Here is an 18,876-nt window from a genome sequence, read left to right as displayed (position 1 = left end):
CTCTCGGATCCTTAAGCCAAAGCTCGATTTCTCGCCCATTCTCCTCTTCGGAGGGCTGCTTTCCGCCCCGTTTTCGGCCGGTGTCTTAACCCAAGAGTCGCTCTTTCACATCCTGCTCGGTCCGCTCTTGTCCTACGGGCTGGCGGATTTTCGTATATACAACAAAAAAGCCGACTTAGTGTCGGCTTTTCATTTGGTAGCGGGGACAGGATTTGAACCTGTGACCTTCGGGTTATGAGCCCGACGAGCTACCGGACTGCTCCACCCCGCGTCAGGAATATTTAGTCTACCGCACCTGGAGGGGAATGCAAGCTTGAATTGCGCTACTCTTCTGGGGCTGGAGTTGTTTATGCTTCGTTCCTTGATGCTGACCTGCCTTTTCCTCTTGGGGGGGGTGTCTGGGTCTGCTTCTCCGGAGAAGTGGTTCGAGGCGCCGAAGTCTCCGCGGCTGGCCAGTTACCGGATTTCGGCTTCGCTGGATTGGGCGGAGAAGCGGGTCGAGGGGCGGGAGACCATCGTCTGGCGCAACGGGGGGCATGCCCCGACCTCGGAGTTCCCACTCCATCTCTATCTCAACGCCTTCAAGGGGCCGAAGTCCCTCTTCTACAAGGAATCCTGGGGGCAGTTACTCCAGCCTGGGGCTCCATCTTCCTGGGGCTACTGCCGCCTTAAGACTGTCCAACTGGATGGCCGGGAACTCGCTGGCCACTTCGGGGAAGACGAGAGTGTCTACTGGGTCAGCCTGGGGCGAAGCGTGAACCCCGGGGATACCATCGAGGTGAAGATCGAGTGGGAAAGCCGCTTCCCCAGGATCCGTGCCCGTAGCGGCTGGTCGGCCTCCGGTGACTTCCTGATGGCCGCGCAGTGGTTTCCCAAGGTGGGGGTCTACCAGGGCGATCGTTGGGTTTGTGCGGCCTACCACGCCTTTACGGAGTTCTTTGCGGACTTCGGGGTCTACGACGTAGAACTCTCGGTGCCCAACGCCCTCCTGGTCGCCCATTCGGGGACTTCGATCCCCCAGGGGGGTCTTGACGCCGTTCCCGACCCCAATCGCAAGGGGCATGTTGTATACAGTATTCATGCTGAGGATGTCCACGATTTCGCCTGGGTGGCCATGCCCCGGGGGGCCTGGGGCTACAAGAAATATTCCTGGTGGCGGGACCATCGGGAGACCCAGCTCTTCATCTATTACCGTGCCTCCAATGCCCACAACGTGGATCGCCAGTTCCGCGCCCTGAAGGCCGCCCTCAAGCAGTCCCATGAGGCCCTCTTCCCCTATCCCTATCCGGTGTTCAGTGTGGTGGACGTGCCCAGGGACGTGGATGAGATGGAATACCCCACTCTGGTGACCGCCGCCTCCAAGGCCTTCGAGCCCACCGGGCAGCGATATGGCCTGGAGGACACGGTTATCCATGAATTCGCCCACCAGTATTTCCAGGGAGTCCTGGCCTCCAATGAAGTAGAGGAACCTTGGCTGGACGAGGGTTTTGCCACCTGGTTCACCGCCAAGGTTCTGGATCAGGACTTCCAGGGCTACTTCAACAGCCGCCGCCTCCATGTGGCAGCTCTGGCGCCGGACTGGTGGGACTACTGGACGGACCCCACCGGGGATTCCATCCTGCAGCCTGGGTATCGCATGCGGGATGGGTGGGCCTACGGGCGCTTCGCCTACTCGAAGCCCGCCCTGGTCCTGAACCAGATGGAGGCCTTCCTCGGGCGTCCTGTGATGGAGCAGGTCATGGCCACCTACGCGAAAGAGATGGCCTTCAAGCATCCCGCGGGAAAGGACTTCCGTCGCGTGGCCGAGCGGGTCTCGGGCCGGGACCTCAGCAGCTTCTGGAGGGACTTCGTGGAAGGGTCCGAGGTTCTGGATATGGTGATCGAGCGGGTCAATACCCGGGAATCCCTGGACGGGGGGTGGCAGGAGGGTCCCAAGGGGATGCTGTTTGCGCTCCCTATCCCCGTGGCTCCCGGGCCCCAGGGCTCCGTAACCCTGCAGCGCCGCGGGGGGATCCAGGTGCCCATCACCCTCTGGGTGCGGCTGGGGAATCGATTGGAGCAACGGATCACGTGGGATGGCCAGGATCGATGGGCAACCTTCGAGTTCGAGAGCCCGGTGGAGGCCGCGATCCTGGACCCCGATGGGAACTACCCTCTGTTGAAGGATCGGCTTCATGCCTCGTACACCACGAAGCCTGTGCGCCGGGGGCTCCACTACTGGGCCCAGATGGTCTGGGGTGTGGTGATGGGGGCCCTTCAGGGCATCGGTCTGGGGTGAGCCTGTGATCCGTTTCGAGCAACTTGAGGTCCGCTATGGCTCCCGGGTGGCCCTGCAGGGGGTAGACCTGGAGCTGGGACCAGGGGTGACGGGAATCCTGGGCCCGAATGGGGCCGGGAAGTCCACCCTCCTCAAGACCCTCCTGGGGCTCCTGAAGCCCAATGCGGGTCAGGGGTGGGTTCTGGGGATCCCCCTGGGCAGCCCCGAGTCCGTGCGTCTCCGGGAACAGGTGGGCTACATGCCGGAATACGACGCCCTCGTCGAGGATGTCTCGGCCTTCGAGCAGGTGGCCTTCTGGGGCGAACTCTCTGGGATGGCTGCGCCCCAGGCCCGGGACCGGGCTCACGAGGTGCTGCACTTCGTGGGGCTGGATGAGTCCCGCTACCGGGCGGTTTCGGGGTATTCCACAGGGATGCGCCAGCGGGTGAAGCTGGCCCAGGCCCTGGTTCACAGTCCCGGGTTGCTCTTCCTGGACGAGCCCACCAATGGCCTGGATCCCGACGGGCGCTCCCGGATGCTGGACCTGGTGCTCAAGGTGCGGGACCAGCTCGGGGCCAGCGTTCTCCTGTCGAGCCACCTCCTGGAGGACGTGGAACGCTGCGCGGACCATCTGGTGATTCTGGACCAGGGCTGCCTCAAGGCCAGTGGCAGCATGAACGGGCTGCGCTCCCGGCTGGCGCGGCGCTGTGAGCTGCGCTTTCTGGATCCCCTGACGCCTGGGCAGGAGGCCGCACTTCAGGAGCTGGGCAGCCTGCTTGCGACCCGCAACGGGCTCTACGACCTGGAGCTCCTGGAGCCGGATCCGGTGGCCCCTTTCAGGTGGGCCCAGGCCCAGGGGGCGGTGCTGGTGCAGCTCACCCCCCGCCACGACCGCCTGGACGAAGTCCTGCTCCGCGCCCTTCACGGTTGATTCCCATGCCTATCCACGCACCCACCCTTCCGCCTCGCCCCCTCCAGGGGGAGGGGCTGGCACCGGCTCTGGTGCTGGCCCGCTTCGAGGTTCGTCGCATCCTGAGGCAGCGCCTGGGGCGATTCTTCGGCTTCGCTTTCGCCCTGGTGCTCCTGGTGGATCTGGCGCTGGTCTACTTCAAGCCCATGGCGGGCGTGGCCGGGCAGCTCCTCCCCCAGGGGGCGGCTTTCCAGGCGGGACTCCTGGGCAAGGTACTGCTCTTCCTGCTCTGGCTCCAGGTGGCCCAGGTTGGGGGCGGCCTGGTGGCCCGGGACACCCTCTACCGCATCCGGCCTCTGATGTATGCCCATCCCGTGCGCCATCTGGACTACCTCCTCGGGAAGGGGTTGGTGGCGGTGGGGCTGCCCTTCTTGATCCTGCTTCCCTTTATCCTCCTGCCCTGGGGGGTATCGCTCCTGATGGCCGGGGCCCAGGGGCCGGTCTGGCCCACGGCCCCCCTCCACCTGATTCCCGCGGCCCTGGTGGTGTCCTTTCTGATGGGCATTCTCACCCTGGGGGCTTCGTCCCTGGCCTCGACCCCCGGGGGCGGTTTCGCCTGGGCCCTGGGGGGGGTGCTGGGCTGCGGCGTCCTGGGAACGCTTCTCTCTGGGCTCATGGGGAATCCGGGCTGGTACGCCGTGAGCCCCATGGCCCTGGCCCAGGCTTGGCCCCGGATCCTCTGTGGGGCCTCCGGGGAGCTGGGCTGGATCGCCACCGGCCTGGGCACCTTGGTGCACCTGAGTTTCTGGCTTGGGGTGGCGGTCCTTCGCACCCGGCCTAGGGAGGCGCTGGCATGATCACGCTGGATCGGGCCTCCCTGCGCTACGGGGACATCCTGGGCCTCTCCCCCACGAGCTTCAGCCTGCCCATGGGCGGGGGCATTACCGGGCTCCTGGGGCCCAACGGGGCGGGGAAGTCCTCCCTCCTTCAGCTCCTATGCGGCCTGCTTCCCCCATCTGGAGGGGAGGTTCGGGTCTTCGGGGAGGCGCCCTATCGCAATCCGGCTGTGCTGGTTCGTATTGGCATGGTGCCCGAAGGGGACCGTTTTCCTGCGGGGCTCCGGGGGGACCGATGGCTGAGGATGATGGGAAGGCTTTCGGGGCTGGCTGGGACTGAGCTGGAGTCCGCCCTGGCAAGGGCCTTGGCCATGGTGGGTATGGTGGACCGTGCCCATCTTCCCTTTTCCTCCATGTCCAAGGGAATGCGCCAGCGGGTCCGCCTGGCCCAGGGGCTGCTGCACCAGCCCGAGCTCCTGGTGCTGGATGAGCCCTTCAATGGGCTGGATCCCGAGGCCCGCCTGGAGCTCATGGAAACCCTGAGGGGGCTGGCGGGGCAGGGCAAGCACATCCTGGTGTCCAGCCACATCCTGGGGGAGGTGGCCCAGCTCACGGATCGCATCCTCCTCTTGCTGCGGGGGCGCTTATTGGCTGAAGGCAGCGTTTCAGAGATCCGGGCCCTGCTGGACCGTCACCCGGTGGAGCTGCGGGTCCATTCCGGGGACCCCAGGGCCGTTGCCCGCTGGGCAGTGGAAGAGTCGGGTCTGGCAGGACTGCGCATGGAAGAAGGGGCCGTGGTTCTTTCGGTGCGATCCCCCAGGACCTTCCTCCCGCGTTTCCAGGAGGCTGTGAGCCAGGGGGCTTTTCCCTTCACGGCCCTGAGTCCGCTGGATCTCGATCTCGACGCCGTCTTCCATTACCTTGTCCAGGATCATGCGTGATGCCCCTTAGACCCTCTCCCATGACGGCCCTTGCGGCGCTGCTTCAGGGCTACCTGCCCCGTCTGGTGCAGCTCCGGGGCTGGGTCGTGGCCGCTCTGCCCATGGTGGTCGTCCTGGGGGGGCTCGTTGTGTCGATCCTGCTACGGCTGAACGGAACCCCTTCTGGAGGGGCAACCCCGATGGCCCTCTTCCACCTGGGATTGGCACCGGTCATGGTGCCCATCATGGCCCTGGTGGCCGCTCCTGCTGGGATCCGGGAGGATATGGAACAGCGGACTCTGCCCTTTCTGCTGCTGCGTCCCGGTCCTGTGTGGGTGCTGCCCTTTGCCAGGGGAGCGGGGTGGTTCCTCTGGGGCGGGCTTTGGCTGGGGGTGGCCTGCCTGGGGCTGGGCGTTCTTGGCCTGGAAGTCTCCACGCACTTCCTGGCGCTCCTTCTGGCCTACTGGGCGGAGCTGGCCTTCCTGAGTCTCCTGGGCCTCCTTTTCCGCCGTGGGACCTTGTGGGGGGTGCTGGCGCTCTTCCTCTGGGATCCCTTGGTCCGCTTCCTCCCGGGGCGGCTCCAGTGGTTCACCTTTATCCATCATGTGGAAGCCCTGGCCGGGCGCTCTCCGCAGGGGGGGGAGGGCATCCTGGCCCAGGCGCCCGTGGAGACCGGTTTCTGGGCCAGCGCCCTGGTGCTGCTGGTCTTCGGCCTGCTCTGCTGGGCGGCGGCGGGGTGGAAGCTCCATGTCACACCCATCGGACTCTCGGGCGGAGAGGCGGAAGGATAGCGGGCCCCGAAAAGCAAGATTGGCTGGGATGGAGGAGATGAACAGGATAAAGCAATCAGCGGACATCCCAGTTCATGTCTTTACCTTTGTCCGCATGAATCTATGACGATGTTTATTATTTGTTTAGCAAAAAGGCCGAGCGGCAGGATTTTCTGGCGTTGGCAGCCATATGCCGACGGAGCCCTTTGGGCGACCAGGGAAAGCATCCGGGTAAACTGGCTGGATGGCTGAACCGCTCTTTCGCACCACCACCCCCCAGGGCACCGAGATCCTGATCGAATCCCTTCCCCACGTCAGGAGCTGCTCGCTAGGCTTCTGGGTGAAGCGGGGAAGCTGCCACGAGGGGCCCCGGGAGGAGGGCCTGGCCCACTTCATCGAGCACACGGTCTTCAAGGGGACCGAGCGCTTTCCGGATCCCGAGACCCTGGCGGAGGCCACGGATCGTCTGGGAGGCAATGTCGATGCCTTCACGGGCAAGGAGACCGCCTGCTTCTACGGCAAAGTCCTGCGGGAGCAGCTCCCCGAGCTGGTGGACATGCTCGGAGACCTGGTCACCACGCCCCGTTTCGACGAGGACGAACTCGTGCGGGAGCGGGGGGTCATCCTGGAGGAGATCGCCCAGAGCGAAGACCAGCCCGACGACTGGGTGAGCGAGCTCTTCTACATGAACTTCTGGAAGGGCGGGGCCCTGGCCCACCCCATCCTGGGTACCCGGGACACCGTGGGGACCTTCGACGCAGAACGCGCCAGGACCTTCTTCCGGGAGACCTACCGGGCTCCCAATCTTCTCATTGCCGCAGCTGGGGATATCGAGCCCGAGGCCCTGATGGGCCTCCTGGACCCCGTCCTCTCCCGCCTGCCTGGCGGAGAACCCTCCCCGGTGGTGGTGCCCAGCGCACCGACCTCCTTCCTCCTGAATGTGCCCCGAAGGGAGCTTCAGCAGGCCAGCCTGGTGCTGGCCCTGCCTGTGTGCGGCCACCAGGGCTCGGACCGCATGGCGGTGACCCTCCTGAGCCATGTCCTGGGGGGGGGCATGTCCAGCCGCCTCTTCCTGGAGCTGCGGGAGAAGAATGCCCTCTGCTACCAGATCGGCAGCTACCTGAGCCACTATCGGGACTCCGGGGCTCTCCAGGTCATGGCCAGCTGTGCCCCCGGCAAGGCCCGGGAGCTGGTGCAGCGCAGCGTGGCCGAGTGCGCCAAGCTGGCGGAGAAGGGGGCCACGGCGGATGAGCTGGAGCGGGCCAAGCTCCAGGCCCGGACCAGTCTGGTCTTCAGCCAGGAATCCACCAGTGCCCGCATGTTCTCCATGGCCCACCAGACCATCCACATGGACCGTCTGCGGAACCTGGACGAGCAGATCGAAGAGATCAATGCCGTGACCCTGGAGGAGCTGAACGCCGCGGCCTCGAGACTCCTGTGTCCAGGCTCCCTGTCCGTGGCCGCCCTGGGGACCCGCAAGGGCGGGGAGATCCGGAAGGCGGATCTGGGCTGATTAGGATCCATTCGACGGGAGCGCTTGGCTGACCCTGGGGAGGTGGAGGGTGAAGACGGATCCTTCTTTAGGTTGGCTGCGGACCTGGATGCTGCCCCCCAGGATTTCTGCGAATTTCCTGGAGAGGGTCAGCCCAAGTCCTGTTCCGCCATATTTCCGGGCCGTGGAGGGATCGGCTTGGCCGAACTCCTCAAAGATTCGGGCTACCTGGGATTCGCTCATCCCGATGCCGGTATCGGCCACCGTGATGTCCACAAAATCCTGGTCCACGGGAGAGGGGTGCACGCTCAGCTTGATCTGGCCGTTTTCGGTGAACTTGGATGCATTGCTGAGGAGGTTGTAGATGGACTGGCGCACCTTCTTGAGATCCGAGTGGATGATCTGGATGGCGGGGTCCCTTTCTATCTGAAGCCGGTTCCGGTTCCGGTCGATGAGGGGGGCGATGGTCGTGGCGATCTCTTCTAGCAGGTCCGGCACATAGATCTCTTCCAGGAACAGGGTCATCCGGCCTGCTTCGATCTTGGAAAGATCCAGGATGTCGTCGATGAGGCTCACCAAGTGCTTTCCGGCCCGCTGGATCTTGGCCAGATCATCCACCATCTGGGCATAGCCGAGCTCCCGGATCTCCTCCATCAGCAGTTCCGCATAAAGAAGAATGGCGTTCAGGGGGGTTCTCAGTTCGTGGCTCATGTTCGCCAGGAAGATGCTCTTCGAGTGGTTGGCCTCTTCAGCTCCCTCCTTGGCCTGGAGGAGTTCCGCATTCAGTTCCGACAGCTGGGCGGTCCGGATTCGGACCATCTGCTCCAGTTCGTCATGGGCTTTGCGGAGAACGGCCTCGGCCTGCTTACGCTGGGTGATCTCCTGCAGACTGGCCTCGAAGCCCTCCCGGTCCGGAACGAAGCTTCCGCTGATCTGGACCCAGATCTGCTGACCATCCATGCGAAGCAGGGGGGTCTCCCGGTCTTTCAGGTCCAGGTCCCCGGAAATGCGAGGCTCCTGCTCGAAGAGTGCGGCCAGGCAGTTGTGGACATTCTGCCTCAGAAGCGTCTCCCGGTCGGGATAGCCCAGGATCTCGACCATGGCAGGGTTCACATCCGTGAACTCTCCGGAGAGGCTGAAGCGGAACAATCCGATGGGCATGCGGTCGAAGAGCCCTCGGTAGCGGCTCTCGCTCTCTAGCAGCGCTCTTTCTCGGGCCTGGAGGCGCAAGACCATGGCCTTGAAATCCATGGAGAGCTGGCTCAGTTCCAGGAAGGTGTCCATGGAATCGGTCTGTTCGTTGACCCAATGGAAATCGCCTTCGGTGATGGCGGCCGTTTGCAGGCTGAGGCCCTTGAGGGGGCGCGTGATCCGCTTCGCAAGCTGCTTTCGCATCCGCCACCACAGCAGGCCCCAAATGACCAGTGATGCGAGTAGGATCTCACCTATTGTCAGTAGATAGGTTTGACTGAAACGGGCGAGGGAAACCTGGTCGACCACAACCCATCCGGTCCTTTCGATCCGGGTCCCGGTGCCAAGGACCTTGGTCCCCTCCAGACTGTAAATGAAGGTCCCGGCCTGGGATCGGACCACGGGCAGGTGCTGGAGGTTGCCCCGTTCCTTGACACGGTCCACCTGGGGGTAGGCCAGTAGGGTTCCGTGCTGATCCACGATGAAAAGGAAGTCCATGTCGGACTTGCCCTTCAATTGGAGGATCTCGTTCTGGAGCATGCCCAGCTTCAGTTCACCGACGACCTTGCCGACACCCGGAACTGTTTGGATGAGCAGAACCACCGGTTCGCCGGTCCGGACGGAGATGTAGGGAGGGGATATGGTGAAGGGATGGGTTTCACGGGTTTCCAGGACGCCGGGCATGTTGGAGAGATCAAGCCCCTGGAATCGACCATCCTCGGGCATCAGGACGCTCACCCGGTCCTGTCGGTCCAGGAGGTAGAGGGTTTCGAAGTAGCCATAGGATTCCCATGTGCTCCGAAGGAACAGGGTGCGATCTGCGGGGGAAGCCCCTGCCATGGCCCTGGAGAGGGTCGTCAGGAGCCGCTCGCCCTGGGCTAGGTGGTAGTCCACAAGCTGCGATACGGAATGGGTGACCTGGGATTGGTGGTTCACTTGGTTTTTCGCGCTGTAGTAGCCCAGCCCGAGGATGGTCAGGATCTCCAGGCCCAGCAGCGGCAGATAGAGGTGGCAGAAGACCAGCCTCGAAAGGAGCCGGTCGACGGGGCGGGGAGAGGGGGTGTTCCGCATGGTCTGTGGCGGCCCGGATTATCGGGAGTCCGACTGGGGGGAGGTCAGTTTCTTCAGGACGATGAAGCGTCCCCCTTGAACCTCGCTCAGGTAGAAGGGGCGATCCACATCCCCGAAGCGGTCCAGCGAAAAAGGGTCCATCAGCCCTTGGAAGTGCCGTGTCTCCAGCATGGCCTCCTTCAGGCCCTCCGCCCTTCCCTGGCAACGCTTCAGGGCTTCTATCAGCACTTGGGCGGCTTCATAGCTGAACACCGCCCCGAAGGAAGGGGGGTGGCCGAAGCGGCTTTCAAAGAGCGTCCGGAATTCCCGGAAACGTGGGGACGCATGGTCGGGGGCGAAGGACTGCTCAATCTTCAATCCCTCCACGGCCCGACCGCCGCTTTGGATCAGGGTCGTGGTCTGGGCCCATGCGGAGGTGTAGAGGGGCACTGGCCATTTCATGACCCGTGTGCGCTGGGCGATCAGGGCCGTGTCGGTGTCGGAGGCGATGATCAGAAGCCCGTCCACGCCCCTTGACCGCAATCGCGCGAGCATGGGATCGAATACGGGTTGGGCCGTGGCGGAGAAGGCAGCCAGCTCCGCCTCTCTTCCGCCTTCGGCCAGGAAGGAGCGCCGGAATGCCTCCAGGTATGCCCGGGAGTACCCGGCATTGTCCTCGTCAAAAAGGATGCCGAACCGTGTTATCCCATCCTCCTTCCTTGCGCAGCGGGCGAAGATCGTGGCGCTCTCCTGGAAGGAAGGGTAGACCCGGAAGAAGAAGTCATCCCTGCCGCTCAGCAGCGGGCTGGAAACGGTCGGAGCGATCATGACCCTCCGGGCCGGGTTGGTGACCTCCAGGCCCGCGATGGACTGGGCCGAGGTGCTGTGGCCGATGATGGCCACCACGCCTTGCCGGACCAGATCCCGGTCCGCCTCCCTGGCCCGCTCCGGGATGCCGGCGTCATCCCGGATGAGCAGTTTGAGCATCCGTCCATGGATGCCCCCCTGTCGATTGCACTGATCGATGGCGAGTTGGGCGCCATTCCGTTCCTGGACCCCCAGTTCGGCCTGTTTCCCTGTCAACTGGGCTGAAAATCCCACTGGTATGGGCTTCTCGGAGCGGCAGTTCCATGCGAAGGCGCAGGCCAGCAGGGTGATCGCGAAGACCCCCACCGAGGCCCATCGCCTCCTTTGCCCCATCTCCCTCTCCTCGCTGATTCGCAACACAAACGTCAGTGTTCTCATGTCATCGGCGGGAGATGCCCTGGGATGATTTCCTGCCGGGTCAGGCCTGTCCCCACCCGTTCTTCATGAAATTCCCCAAGGTCGCATCCTTCTGTCTGAGCTCCAGGGCGCGGGCGACATAGCGGCCGATGGGGTCGGCTTCGAGGTTCACCTCATCGCCGGGACGCATGCCGGCAAGGCGGGTGCTGCGGACGGTCTCGGGGATGAGGGCCACGGTGAACCAGTCCCGACCGCATTCCACGACGGTGAGGGAGATGCCGTCCACGGCCACGGAGCCCTTGGGGGCGGTCATGGGGGCCAGGTCCGAAGGCATGGAGAAGCGCCAGAAACCCTCGTCCCGGGGACGCTCCAGGAGGCACCCCACGCCGTCCACATGGCCGGATACCAGGTGGCCATCCAGGGGGTCGCCTACGAGCAGAGCGGGCTCCAGGTGGACCATCGCCCCCAGGGGGAGACGGCTCCAGGTGGTCTTGAGGAGGGTCTCCTCGGAGAGGTCGGCTTCGAATGCGTGTTCGTTCCGGCTCACCGCCGTGAGGCAGGAGCCATTGGAGGCGATGCTTGCGCCCATCTCGGCCCTCGCCAGGAGTTCCGGCGAAGCGGAGATGCGGAGTCGCGCCCCCCCGGGACGGGGGGTGCGGGATTCGAGCTTGCCCAGGTGACGGATCAGTCCGGTGAACATAGTCTTCAGTATCCCATGGGATGGGCTGGAGGGGAGGCACATGAAACTGTGGAATGATGGCCATCTCGGCCTCGCCATCACGCGCCTGGGGGGCGAGTACCTGCTGGCCATGCTCGCCCTCGGGGCCCTGGCAGTGCATACAGGCAACAATCTGCTCTATCTGGTCTTCTCCCTGATGGTGGGCCTCTTCCTGGTATCCGGTTGGGTGAGCAGGGCGGCCATCCGGGGGCTTCGGATGGTGCAGATCACCGAAGGCAACCTCTTTGTCCGCATGGGGGGCGGGGTGCGGGTCCAGTTCCGGGACCGGTTTCCCGGGCGGGTTCGCTGCCTCCAGATCTGTCTGATCTGTGAAGGCGGGCGGGTTGAGCCCGGATACTACGCAGGGGGAAGGGCGCTGGCCGAAGGGGTGGTGGTCCTCCAGGCCCATCCGGAGCGGCGGGGCTGGTGGCGGGTGAGCGCCCTGGAACTGCGGACCAGCTACCCTTTCGGCTTTCTTGAGAAATCGCTGCGCCTTCCCATCGATCAAGCCCTGATGGTCCTTCCCCACCCCCGATCCGGGCCCAGCCATGCCGAGTGGAAGGGCGAAGCCCCCAGGACATCCTCCCGAAGCGGGGCCGCGAGCCCCGATGGCGCCAGGCCCTTCCGTATCGGGGATCCGCCTGCCCGTATCCATTGGAAGCGCACGGCCCAGCGGGGGGAGCCCTGGGTGCGGGAGTTCGAGGAGGAGGTCACGGTAGGGGTGCAGCTCCGGCTGGATCTGCAGGCGTGGCGGCCGGGAATCGCCTTCGAACATGAGCTGGAGCGCCTCTCGGGCGCGATCCTGCACGCCCACCTCAAGCGTCGGGAGGTCTTCCTGGAGATCTTCGGGCGGGAGGGGCGTAGAGCCTTTCAGGGGAGGACCAGCAGCTGGCGCGCCCTGGCACTGGCACAAGCAGAGGGGAGTTGAGATTGGTTGGTTCTGGCCCTACGCTGTAACCCCACGCAGGAGCCTCCATGCCCTATGAAGATGCCCAGTCCCCGGAATGGGAACCACTGCTGGGTGCGGCCTGGGAGGCCTGGGGCCACGCCTATGCCCCTTATTCCCGCTTCAAGGTGGGAGCGGCCCTGGCCTTCCCGGGGGGGCGGATCGTGACTGGGTGCAATGTGGAAAACGCCTCCTACCCCGTGGGGCTCTGTGCCGAGCGGGGTGCCATCAGCGCTGCGGTGGCCCAGGGCTTGAGGCTTCCCGGTCCTATCGCGCTGGTGGTGGTGACCGAGGCAGAAACCCTGACACCCCCGTGTGGTGCTTGTCGGCAGGTCTTGGCAGAGTTCTCCGCTGAACTGCTCATTCTGCTCGCCAATCGGCGGGAGCGGGTTATCCACCGGCTTGGGGACTTGCTCCCCTATGCTTTCACTGGCCGTCATTTGGGGATTCTCGACTAGGCAACTGCCCTATCACGCTTTAGAATCACGTACAGTTCCGAGGCATCTCATGGCAATTGACCGCAACAAGATCACCAAGCAGGCAGAGAACTTTCTCGCCTCAGGCAGGATCGAGCGGGCCATTGAGGAATTCCTGAAGCTGGTGGATGATCGGCCCGACGACTTCAACATGGTGAATCGCGTGGGGGATGCCTACCTCCAGGCGGGGTGTGTCCCGGAAGCCATCGAGATGTTCAAGAAAGCGGGCATCGGGTTCGAGCGCGGCGGTTTCCAGGCCAAGGCCAGCGCCGTTCTCAAGAAAGCCCACCGCACGGCCCCCGGGGATGTGGATGTGGCGGCCCGTTTGGCGGACCTCTACCGCCAGACCAATATGATCAAGGAGGCCATTGCGATCCACATCGAGGTGGCGGATCACTTCACGAAGAAGGGCCTCATCAAGCGGGCCCTGGAAGAATTCGCCAAGGTCGTGGAACTCGACCCCAAGAATCTCAAGAACAAGGTGAAGCTGGCGGATCTCTACAACAAAGAGGGGATGAAGGAACGGGCGGCCGGGATCTACCTGGAGGTGGCGGAATCCCTGGCCGTGGAGCAGATGCACACCGAGGCCGGCCAGATCCTGGAGCGGGCCAAGGCCATGGTGACCACGCCCCAGGTCTTCCTCACCCAGTCCCGCTTGGCGGTGATCCAGAAGGACCTTGTGGCGGCCGCCGGCTACCTTCGGGAGGGCTTGACTGCAAATCCCCGCTGTCTTGAGATTCTGGACGCTCTGGCTGAGGTGGAGATCCAGGCCAAGCATCCGGAATCAGCTCTGGAGGCCTTGGCCCAGATCCCCCAGCTTCCGGAGAAGTCACTGGCCCTCTGCGAGCGTGCCCTGCGTGAACTCGTCAAGGCTGGGCGGGCGGAGGAGGCACTTCGGCTCTACCAGCCCATCGGCCGTGAGATGGCCAGACGAGGGCACGGGGACGCGGCGGCCCATGCCCTTGAGATGGGGCTACAGGGGCATCTCAGCGCGGACGCGTGGCTTCTCCTGGCGGAGATCGCCCACCAGAGCGGAAATCGCGCCGATCAGATCCAGGCCCTCAAGCAGGCCCGTGGCGAGGCCATGGCCCAGGGCAATGCCTCGCAGGCTGACGAGATCGCTGAGCAGCTCGGCGGCCTTGGCGTCACTCCGGAGCAACTCACAGAGGCGGCTCCCAGCCGTCAGGTGACTTTCGCCCCTGGACCTGAGATCGAGCCGTCCCCCGCCTTCGAGGTCACGGAGGTGGATCCGGTCCGTCGCATGCAGATCGAGCAGCTCCAGAGGGATGCGGAGCACTACCTGCGCAACCGGATCACCGACCGTGCCCAGGACTGCTTCCAGAAGATCCTGGAGCTGGATCCGACCAACCGGGATGCCATCAACCGGGTGGGAGACATTATCAAGAGCACCGGCAAGATGACTGCGGTGCAGATGCATTTCGTGAAGCAGGCTGAGCGTCTGGTGCCCCTGGGGCACCGGGAGTTGGCCATCGAACTGCTGGACAAGGCCGAGGCCCTCTTCCCGGGCTCCACGCGTCTCTACCGGAGGACCCTCGGACTCCTGGATCTCAAGAGCGCTCCGGTCACGGATTCAGGCCCCACCCTGGTCCCTGTCATTGCCCTGCCCGCTCCGGTGGAAGAGTCCTATCCTGACCATGCCCTTCCCGTCTTCCCGATGGAGGAGCTCGAAGAACTTCCCGCCCTTGAGGCCCTGCCAGAGCCCATTCCCCCGGTAGACACTCCTGCTGCCCCAGACGCCTTCGAGCTGCCCCTCGCCTTCCAGACCCCGACCCAGGAGCTCCCTCCCCTGGAGGCCTTTGAAGCGCCTCTGATGCCGGAACTTGAGGCGCCTCTCATGCCTGAGCTGGAGGTTCAGGATGTGGTGGGCGAGCTCCCGCTACCGGAGGTGGAGCCCCTGGAGTTGGAGCCCCTGGAGTTCCTCAAGGGCAGGGAACTTCCGGTGCCGGAGGAACCCGTTTCCGCCGAGGTGGATGAGGAACTGGGCTCCTCGCTTTCAGATATCGACTTCCAGCTCGACTATGGGAGCCCCGAAGAGGCCAAGCTGGAGATCGAGGCCTGTCTGGCCCGCTATCCCCGCCATCCTGAGCTCCTGGATCGCCTGGAGGTCGCCGATGCGGCCCTCCGCAGGCTGGGACGGGAGGCCAAGCCCGCCGCCAAGCCCCTGGAGGAGAGTGATTTCGCCAACTCCTTCTTCGATCTGACGGATGTCTTGGGGGATGGCCTCATCGACACCGGTGAGGGCGAGGAGATGCACGATGCCACCCATGTGGTGGAGAAGATCCAGAGTGTGGATGAACTCTTCAACGCCTTCCGGGAGGGTGTCGAGCAGCAGGTCAAGGGTGATGACTACGACACTCACTACAACCTCGGCATCGCCTACAAGGAAATGATGCTGATCGAGCCCGCCATGGAGGAGTTCAAGAAAGCCATGCGGGATCCCGAGCGCACCCTGGAGTGCTGCTCCATGCTCTCCATTTGCGAGCAGGCCCAGGGGAACCTGGAGGAGGCCGTTGCATGGTTGCGCCAAGGCATTGAATCCCCTGGTTTCCCTCCAGAGGATGGCATTGGCCTCCGCTATGACCTGGGTGAGATCCTGCTCCTCCAGGGCAACCATGAGGAAGCCCTGGAGCAGTTCCATCAAGTCTACGAGATGGACCCTGACTACCGCGAAGTGGCTGCGCGGCTGGGGTGATCGCCGTGGGGTGCTGAAAGATTCAACGCGGAGGGCGCAGAGGGAGGTCGGAACCTTCTCTGCACCCTTCGGTGGATCCTGTGTGGGTATCAGAGCTTGAAGCGGTCCTTCAGCTCCTGGGCCATGCCGAGGAAGACCTGGGACTGGGGGCTTTCGGGGTGTCCCACCACCAGGGGCGTCCCTTCGTCTCCGCCCTTGCGCAGGTCCAGGTCAATGGGAACCTCGCCAAGGAAGGGCAGGCCCATGCGGGCAGCGGCGGCCTTGACCGTTCCGTGGCCGAAGATCTGGGTCTCGGTGTGGCAGCTGGGGCAGATGAAGCTGGACATGTTCTCGACGATGCCCAGGATGGGCAGCTCCACGGTCTGGAAGAGGCTGATGGCCTTCCTGGCGTCCAGGAAGGCGACATCCTGGGGAGTGCTGACCACGATGGCCCCGCCCTTCTGGATGGCCTCCTTGGCGTTCTGGACCAGGCTGATCTGGACATCTCCGGTGCCGGGGGGGAGGTCGATCACCAGGACATCCAGGTCGCCCCACTCCACATCCCCCAGGAACTGCACCAGGGCCTTGTTGAGCATGGGGCCGCGCCAGATCACCGGCCGGTCGTCATCGATGAGGAAGCCCATGGACATGAGCTTGAGCCCGAACTTCTCGATGGGGATGATCCGGCCCTCCGGGGTGCCTTCCGGCCCGTCCTTGACCCCGAACATCATGCCCATGCTGGGGCCGTGGATATCCATGTCCAGAAGCCCTGTCTTCAGCCCTTTCAGGGCCAGGGCGCAGGCCAGGTTGGCCGCCACGGTGCTCTTGCCCACGCCACCCTTGCCGCTGCCCACGACGACGCAGTGCTTGACGGTGGGAAGGAGGTTGACCGTTTCAACCTCCGGGGCCCGCTCCCAGGCAAAGCGGAGGGTGAGCTCGGCGGCTCCGGCCCGTTCCCGGAGGCGGGTTTCCAGCTCCTGGCGCATCACGGCTTCGTGGGGCTGGAAGACACTGGAGAGGCGGAGGTCCAGCAAGACCCGGTCCTCCTCCACCTCCATGCGCTGCACGGCCTTCATGGCCACTAGGGAGGCGTTGGCCCCCGGCGCCTGGAAGGCGTTCAGCACATCGTAGATTGCGGCCCGACTGATCTTTCCCATGATGCCTCCGAGAACTACCAGTCTAAGGCCTCAGATGTCCTCATCGTGATAAGTCCCGCTCAGCTTCTGGGTGACGAACCTGGCGCCGCTTACGAAGAGCAGGTGCTCGTAGGTCTTGATCTGACTGTTGAGGCGAGGGCCATTGGGGTCCAGGCCGCGGCGGAGCACCGAACCATCTGGGCCCAGGACCCTCCCCTTGATCGTGTCCTGAAGTTGGAGTTCCAGAAGTTCCACCACCTGGGCGGCCACGATGGGATCCACCAGGGGGAAGGCCACTTCGACACGGTTGTCCAGGTTCCGGCTCATGAGATCCCCGGATGCCAGGATGGTTTCCGGATCCCCGTCATTGGTGAAGTGATAGACCCTCGCATGCTCCAGGAAGCGATCCAGGATGGATACCACCCGGATGTTCTCCGAAAGACCGGGCACGCCAGGGCGGATGCAGCAGCTTCCCCGGACGATGAGATCGACCTTTACGCCGTCCTGGCTGGCTTCGTAGAGCTGCTGAATCATGGGGCCGTCGGCCAGTGCATTGCTCTTGAGAATCATGCGGGCTGGTTTGCCATCCCGGGCGTGCTGGCGCTCTCGGTCGATACGGTCGTAGAGGGCTTGGCGGAAGGATTGGGGCGCTATGATTAGCTTATGGAAGCTGGGGGGGCGGGTGTAGCCCGTCAGCAGGTTGAAGAGGTTGGAGAGGTCTTCGCCGAACTCCGGCCTGGCTGTGAAGAGCCCCAGATCAGAATAGAGGCGGCTGGTCTTTTCGTTGTAGTTTCCGGTGCTGAGATGGCAGTAGCGCTTGATACCCGTGGCCTCTCGCCGGATCACCAGACAGGCCTTGCCGTGGGTCTTGTAGGAGGGCATGCCATAGACCACGTAGACGCCGGCCTTCTCAAGGCGTCGGGCCCAGGCGATATTGGCCTCCTCATCGAAGCGGGCCCGGAGTTCCACGATGGCGGCCACCTGCTTACCCCGCTCCGCGGCGCGCTCCAGGGCGGAGGCGATGGGACTTTGCCGACTCATCCGGTAGAGGGTCATCTTGATGGCCAGGACGTTGGGATCGTCGGCAGCCTCCCTCAGGAAACGCATTACCGAGTCGTCGAAGCTCTGGAAGGGGTGGTTCACCAGGATGTCGTTCTTGGCGATGGCGTCGAAGACGGAATGGGCTTGCTCGATCTGAGGTACCGGAAGAGGGGGCATGGGGGCCTCCTTCAGGTGCGGCAGGTCGATCTGTTCGTAGAGCTGCATCAGGTCGGAGAATGCGGCGAAGCCTTCCGTGGGGTAGAGGTCCTCCGGCGCCAGTTCCAGTTCCTCAATGAGGGTGTTGAGAAGGTGGGGGCTGAGGCCCTCCTCATACTGGAGCCGGACCGTGGCGCCTCGGCGGCGGCTGCGGAGGTGCTCCTCCACGGTCTTCATCAGGTCTTCGTAGGGGTCCTCATCCAGGGGCAGATCCATGTCCCGGGTCACCCGGATGGCGTTGCAGTTCGTAATGGAATATCCGGAGAAGACCTGGTGGGCGAACATCCGGATCACGTCCTCCAGGATCACAAAGGCATAGCCTCCCTGGGGGCTGGGAAGCCGCAGGAAGCGGGGGGCCACCGTGAGGGGAACGTGGATGATGGACAGTTCTGATACGGGGAGGCGCTCCTCCTCCAGTCGTTCCTCGGCCTCCAGCTCCGCCATCAGCACCAGGGCGCGGTTGCCAAGGCGGGGGAAGGGGTGGCTGTTGTCCACCGCCAGGGGTGTGATCAGAGGGGAGATCGTCTGCTCGAAGTAGCGACGGACGAAGTCCCGTTGGAAATCGCTGAGCTGGTCCGGCTTGAGGATGTGGATGCCCTCGGAGCGCAGCAGGGGCTTGAGGGTGTCGTGGAAGATGGCGTGCTGGCGGGTGGAAAGGTCGTGGATCCGGGTGGAGATCTCGTCCAGGAGCTGCCGGGGTGTCCGCCCGTCAGGCCCGGGGTGGGTGATACCGGCATCGATCTGGCGCCAGATTCCGGCGACCCGGACCGAGAAGAACTCGTCCCAGTTGCTGGAGACGATGGCGAGGAACTTGACCCTGTCCAGGAGGGGGACATGGGGATCCTCGGCCTCTTCGAGCACCCGCTCGTTGAAGGCCAGCCAGCTCAGCTCGCGATTCAGGAAATCATCAGGGCGGGGGAGGGTTCGAACCATGATTACAGTCTGCCTGGGGGCCGTGACGTGCGTGTGACGGGTAATGGACCTTTGAAAAATAAGGGAAA

The 18,876-nt window shown here is 64.1% G+C and carries 14 protein-coding genes and 1 tRNA gene; 9 read left to right on the top strand and 6 right to left on the bottom strand.

Translation table 11 applies throughout. The features are described from left to right. Positions 1-194 precede the first annotated feature (194 nt). A tRNA-Met gene (locus tag HOLFODRAFT_RS0210610) sits at positions 195-271 on the bottom strand. 78 nt (positions 272-349) lie between these two features. Between HOLFODRAFT_RS0210610 and HOLFODRAFT_RS0210605 the strand changes: the two genes are divergently transcribed. The 6 genes from HOLFODRAFT_RS0210605 to HOLFODRAFT_RS20585 all read left to right on the top strand — a co-directional run bounded on the left by HOLFODRAFT_RS0210605 (position 350) and on the right by HOLFODRAFT_RS20585 (position 7,206). Next, positions 350-2,278: a M1 family metallopeptidase gene (locus HOLFODRAFT_RS0210605; RefSeq protein WP_005033201.1), complete on the top strand. Its 1,929-nt coding sequence runs from the start codon at positions 350-352 to the stop codon at positions 2,276-2,278. A gap of 4 nt (positions 2,279-2,282) precedes the next feature. Beyond that, entirely contained in the window at positions 2,283-3,188 is a 906-nt protein-coding gene (locus HOLFODRAFT_RS0210600) for an ABC transporter ATP-binding protein (RefSeq protein ID WP_005033198.1), read from the top strand. A 5-nt stretch (positions 3,189-3,193) separates the two neighbouring features. Next, positions 3,194-4,024 (top strand): hypothetical protein, encoded by an 831-nt coding sequence (locus tag HOLFODRAFT_RS0210595; RefSeq protein ID WP_005033196.1) that lies wholly within the window; start codon positions 3,194-3,196, stop codon positions 4,022-4,024. Then, positions 4,021-4,944 (top strand): ABC transporter ATP-binding protein, encoded by a 924-nt coding sequence (locus tag HOLFODRAFT_RS0210590; RefSeq protein WP_005033193.1) that lies wholly within the window; start codon positions 4,021-4,023, stop codon positions 4,942-4,944. Before HOLFODRAFT_RS0210595 ends, HOLFODRAFT_RS0210590 begins: the two co-directional genes overlap by 4 nt. Further along, positions 4,944-5,714 carry a hypothetical protein gene (locus HOLFODRAFT_RS0210585; RefSeq protein WP_005033190.1) on the top strand — a complete coding sequence of 257 codons (771 nt, stop codon included), beginning with the start codon at positions 4,944-4,946 and terminating at the stop codon, positions 5,712-5,714. Before HOLFODRAFT_RS0210590 ends, HOLFODRAFT_RS0210585 begins: the two co-directional genes overlap by 1 nt. A 223-nt stretch (positions 5,715-5,937) precedes the next feature. Beyond that, complete coding sequence (locus HOLFODRAFT_RS20585; RefSeq protein ID WP_005033188.1) at positions 5,938-7,206, top strand: M16 family metallopeptidase; 1,269 nt, start codon at positions 5,938-5,940, stop codon at positions 7,204-7,206. On the opposite strand, the gene HOLFODRAFT_RS23035 is transcribed toward HOLFODRAFT_RS20585, so the two are convergent. From HOLFODRAFT_RS23035 to HOLFODRAFT_RS20575, 3 genes are all read right to left on the bottom strand, one after another. Further along, positions 7,207-9,447 (bottom strand): ATP-binding protein, encoded by a 2,241-nt coding sequence (locus HOLFODRAFT_RS23035; protein ID WP_005033185.1) that lies wholly within the window; start codon positions 9,445-9,447, stop codon positions 7,207-7,209. It abuts the gene before it with no gap. A gap of 18 nt (positions 9,448-9,465) precedes the next feature. Beyond that, positions 9,466-10,626, bottom strand: a complete 1,161-nt coding sequence (locus HOLFODRAFT_RS0210570; protein WP_005033182.1) for an ABC transporter substrate-binding protein — start codon at positions 10,624-10,626, stop codon at positions 9,466-9,468. Positions 10,627-10,711: 85 nt separating this feature from the next. Next, positions 10,712-11,350 (bottom strand): riboflavin synthase, encoded by a 639-nt coding sequence (locus HOLFODRAFT_RS20575; protein ID WP_005033181.1) that lies wholly within the window; start codon positions 11,348-11,350, stop codon positions 10,712-10,714. A gap of 40 nt (positions 11,351-11,390) precedes the next feature. Here HOLFODRAFT_RS20575 and HOLFODRAFT_RS0210560 point away from each other — a divergent pair, with 40 nt between their 5' ends. From HOLFODRAFT_RS0210560 to HOLFODRAFT_RS0210550, 3 genes are read left to right on the top strand one after another with little or no spacing between them, the layout of a single operon-like run. Further along, the gene (locus HOLFODRAFT_RS0210560; RefSeq protein WP_005033179.1) at positions 11,391-12,296 is read left to right on the top strand and encodes a DUF58 domain-containing protein; all 906 of its coding nucleotides are present in this window, start codon (positions 11,391-11,393) and stop codon (positions 12,294-12,296) included. A 47-nt stretch (positions 12,297-12,343) separates the two neighbouring features. Next, entirely contained in the window at positions 12,344-12,772 is a 429-nt protein-coding gene (locus tag HOLFODRAFT_RS0210555) for a cytidine deaminase (RefSeq protein ID WP_005033176.1), read from the top strand. A gap of 49 nt (positions 12,773-12,821) precedes the next feature. Next, positions 12,822-15,503 (top strand): tetratricopeptide repeat protein, encoded by a 2,682-nt coding sequence (locus HOLFODRAFT_RS0210550; RefSeq protein ID WP_005033174.1) that lies wholly within the window; start codon positions 12,822-12,824, stop codon positions 15,501-15,503. A gap of 89 nt (positions 15,504-15,592) precedes the next feature. Here HOLFODRAFT_RS0210550 and HOLFODRAFT_RS0210545 read toward each other — a convergent pair whose 3' ends face one another. Both HOLFODRAFT_RS0210545 and ppk1 read right to left on the bottom strand, forming a co-directional pair. Further along, complete coding sequence (locus HOLFODRAFT_RS0210545) at positions 15,593-16,639, bottom strand: Mrp/NBP35 family ATP-binding protein (RefSeq protein WP_005033172.1); 1,047 nt, start codon at positions 16,637-16,639, stop codon at positions 15,593-15,595. A gap of 30 nt (positions 16,640-16,669) precedes the next feature. Beyond that, a complete protein-coding gene (ppk1, locus tag HOLFODRAFT_RS20570; RefSeq protein ID WP_005033169.1) occupies positions 16,670-18,808 on the bottom strand; it encodes a polyphosphate kinase 1 in 2,139 nt (712 codons plus the stop codon). Positions 18,809-18,876: the final 68 nt, after the last annotated feature.

It is taken from the genome of Holophaga foetida DSM 6591 (assembly GCF_000242615.2).
GTDB classification, from domain to species: Bacteria; Acidobacteriota; Holophagae; order Holophagales; family Holophagaceae; genus Holophaga; species Holophaga foetida.
The sequence above is the reverse complement of the archived record's forward strand: the minus strand, read 5'-3'. Positions and strand labels throughout refer to the sequence as shown.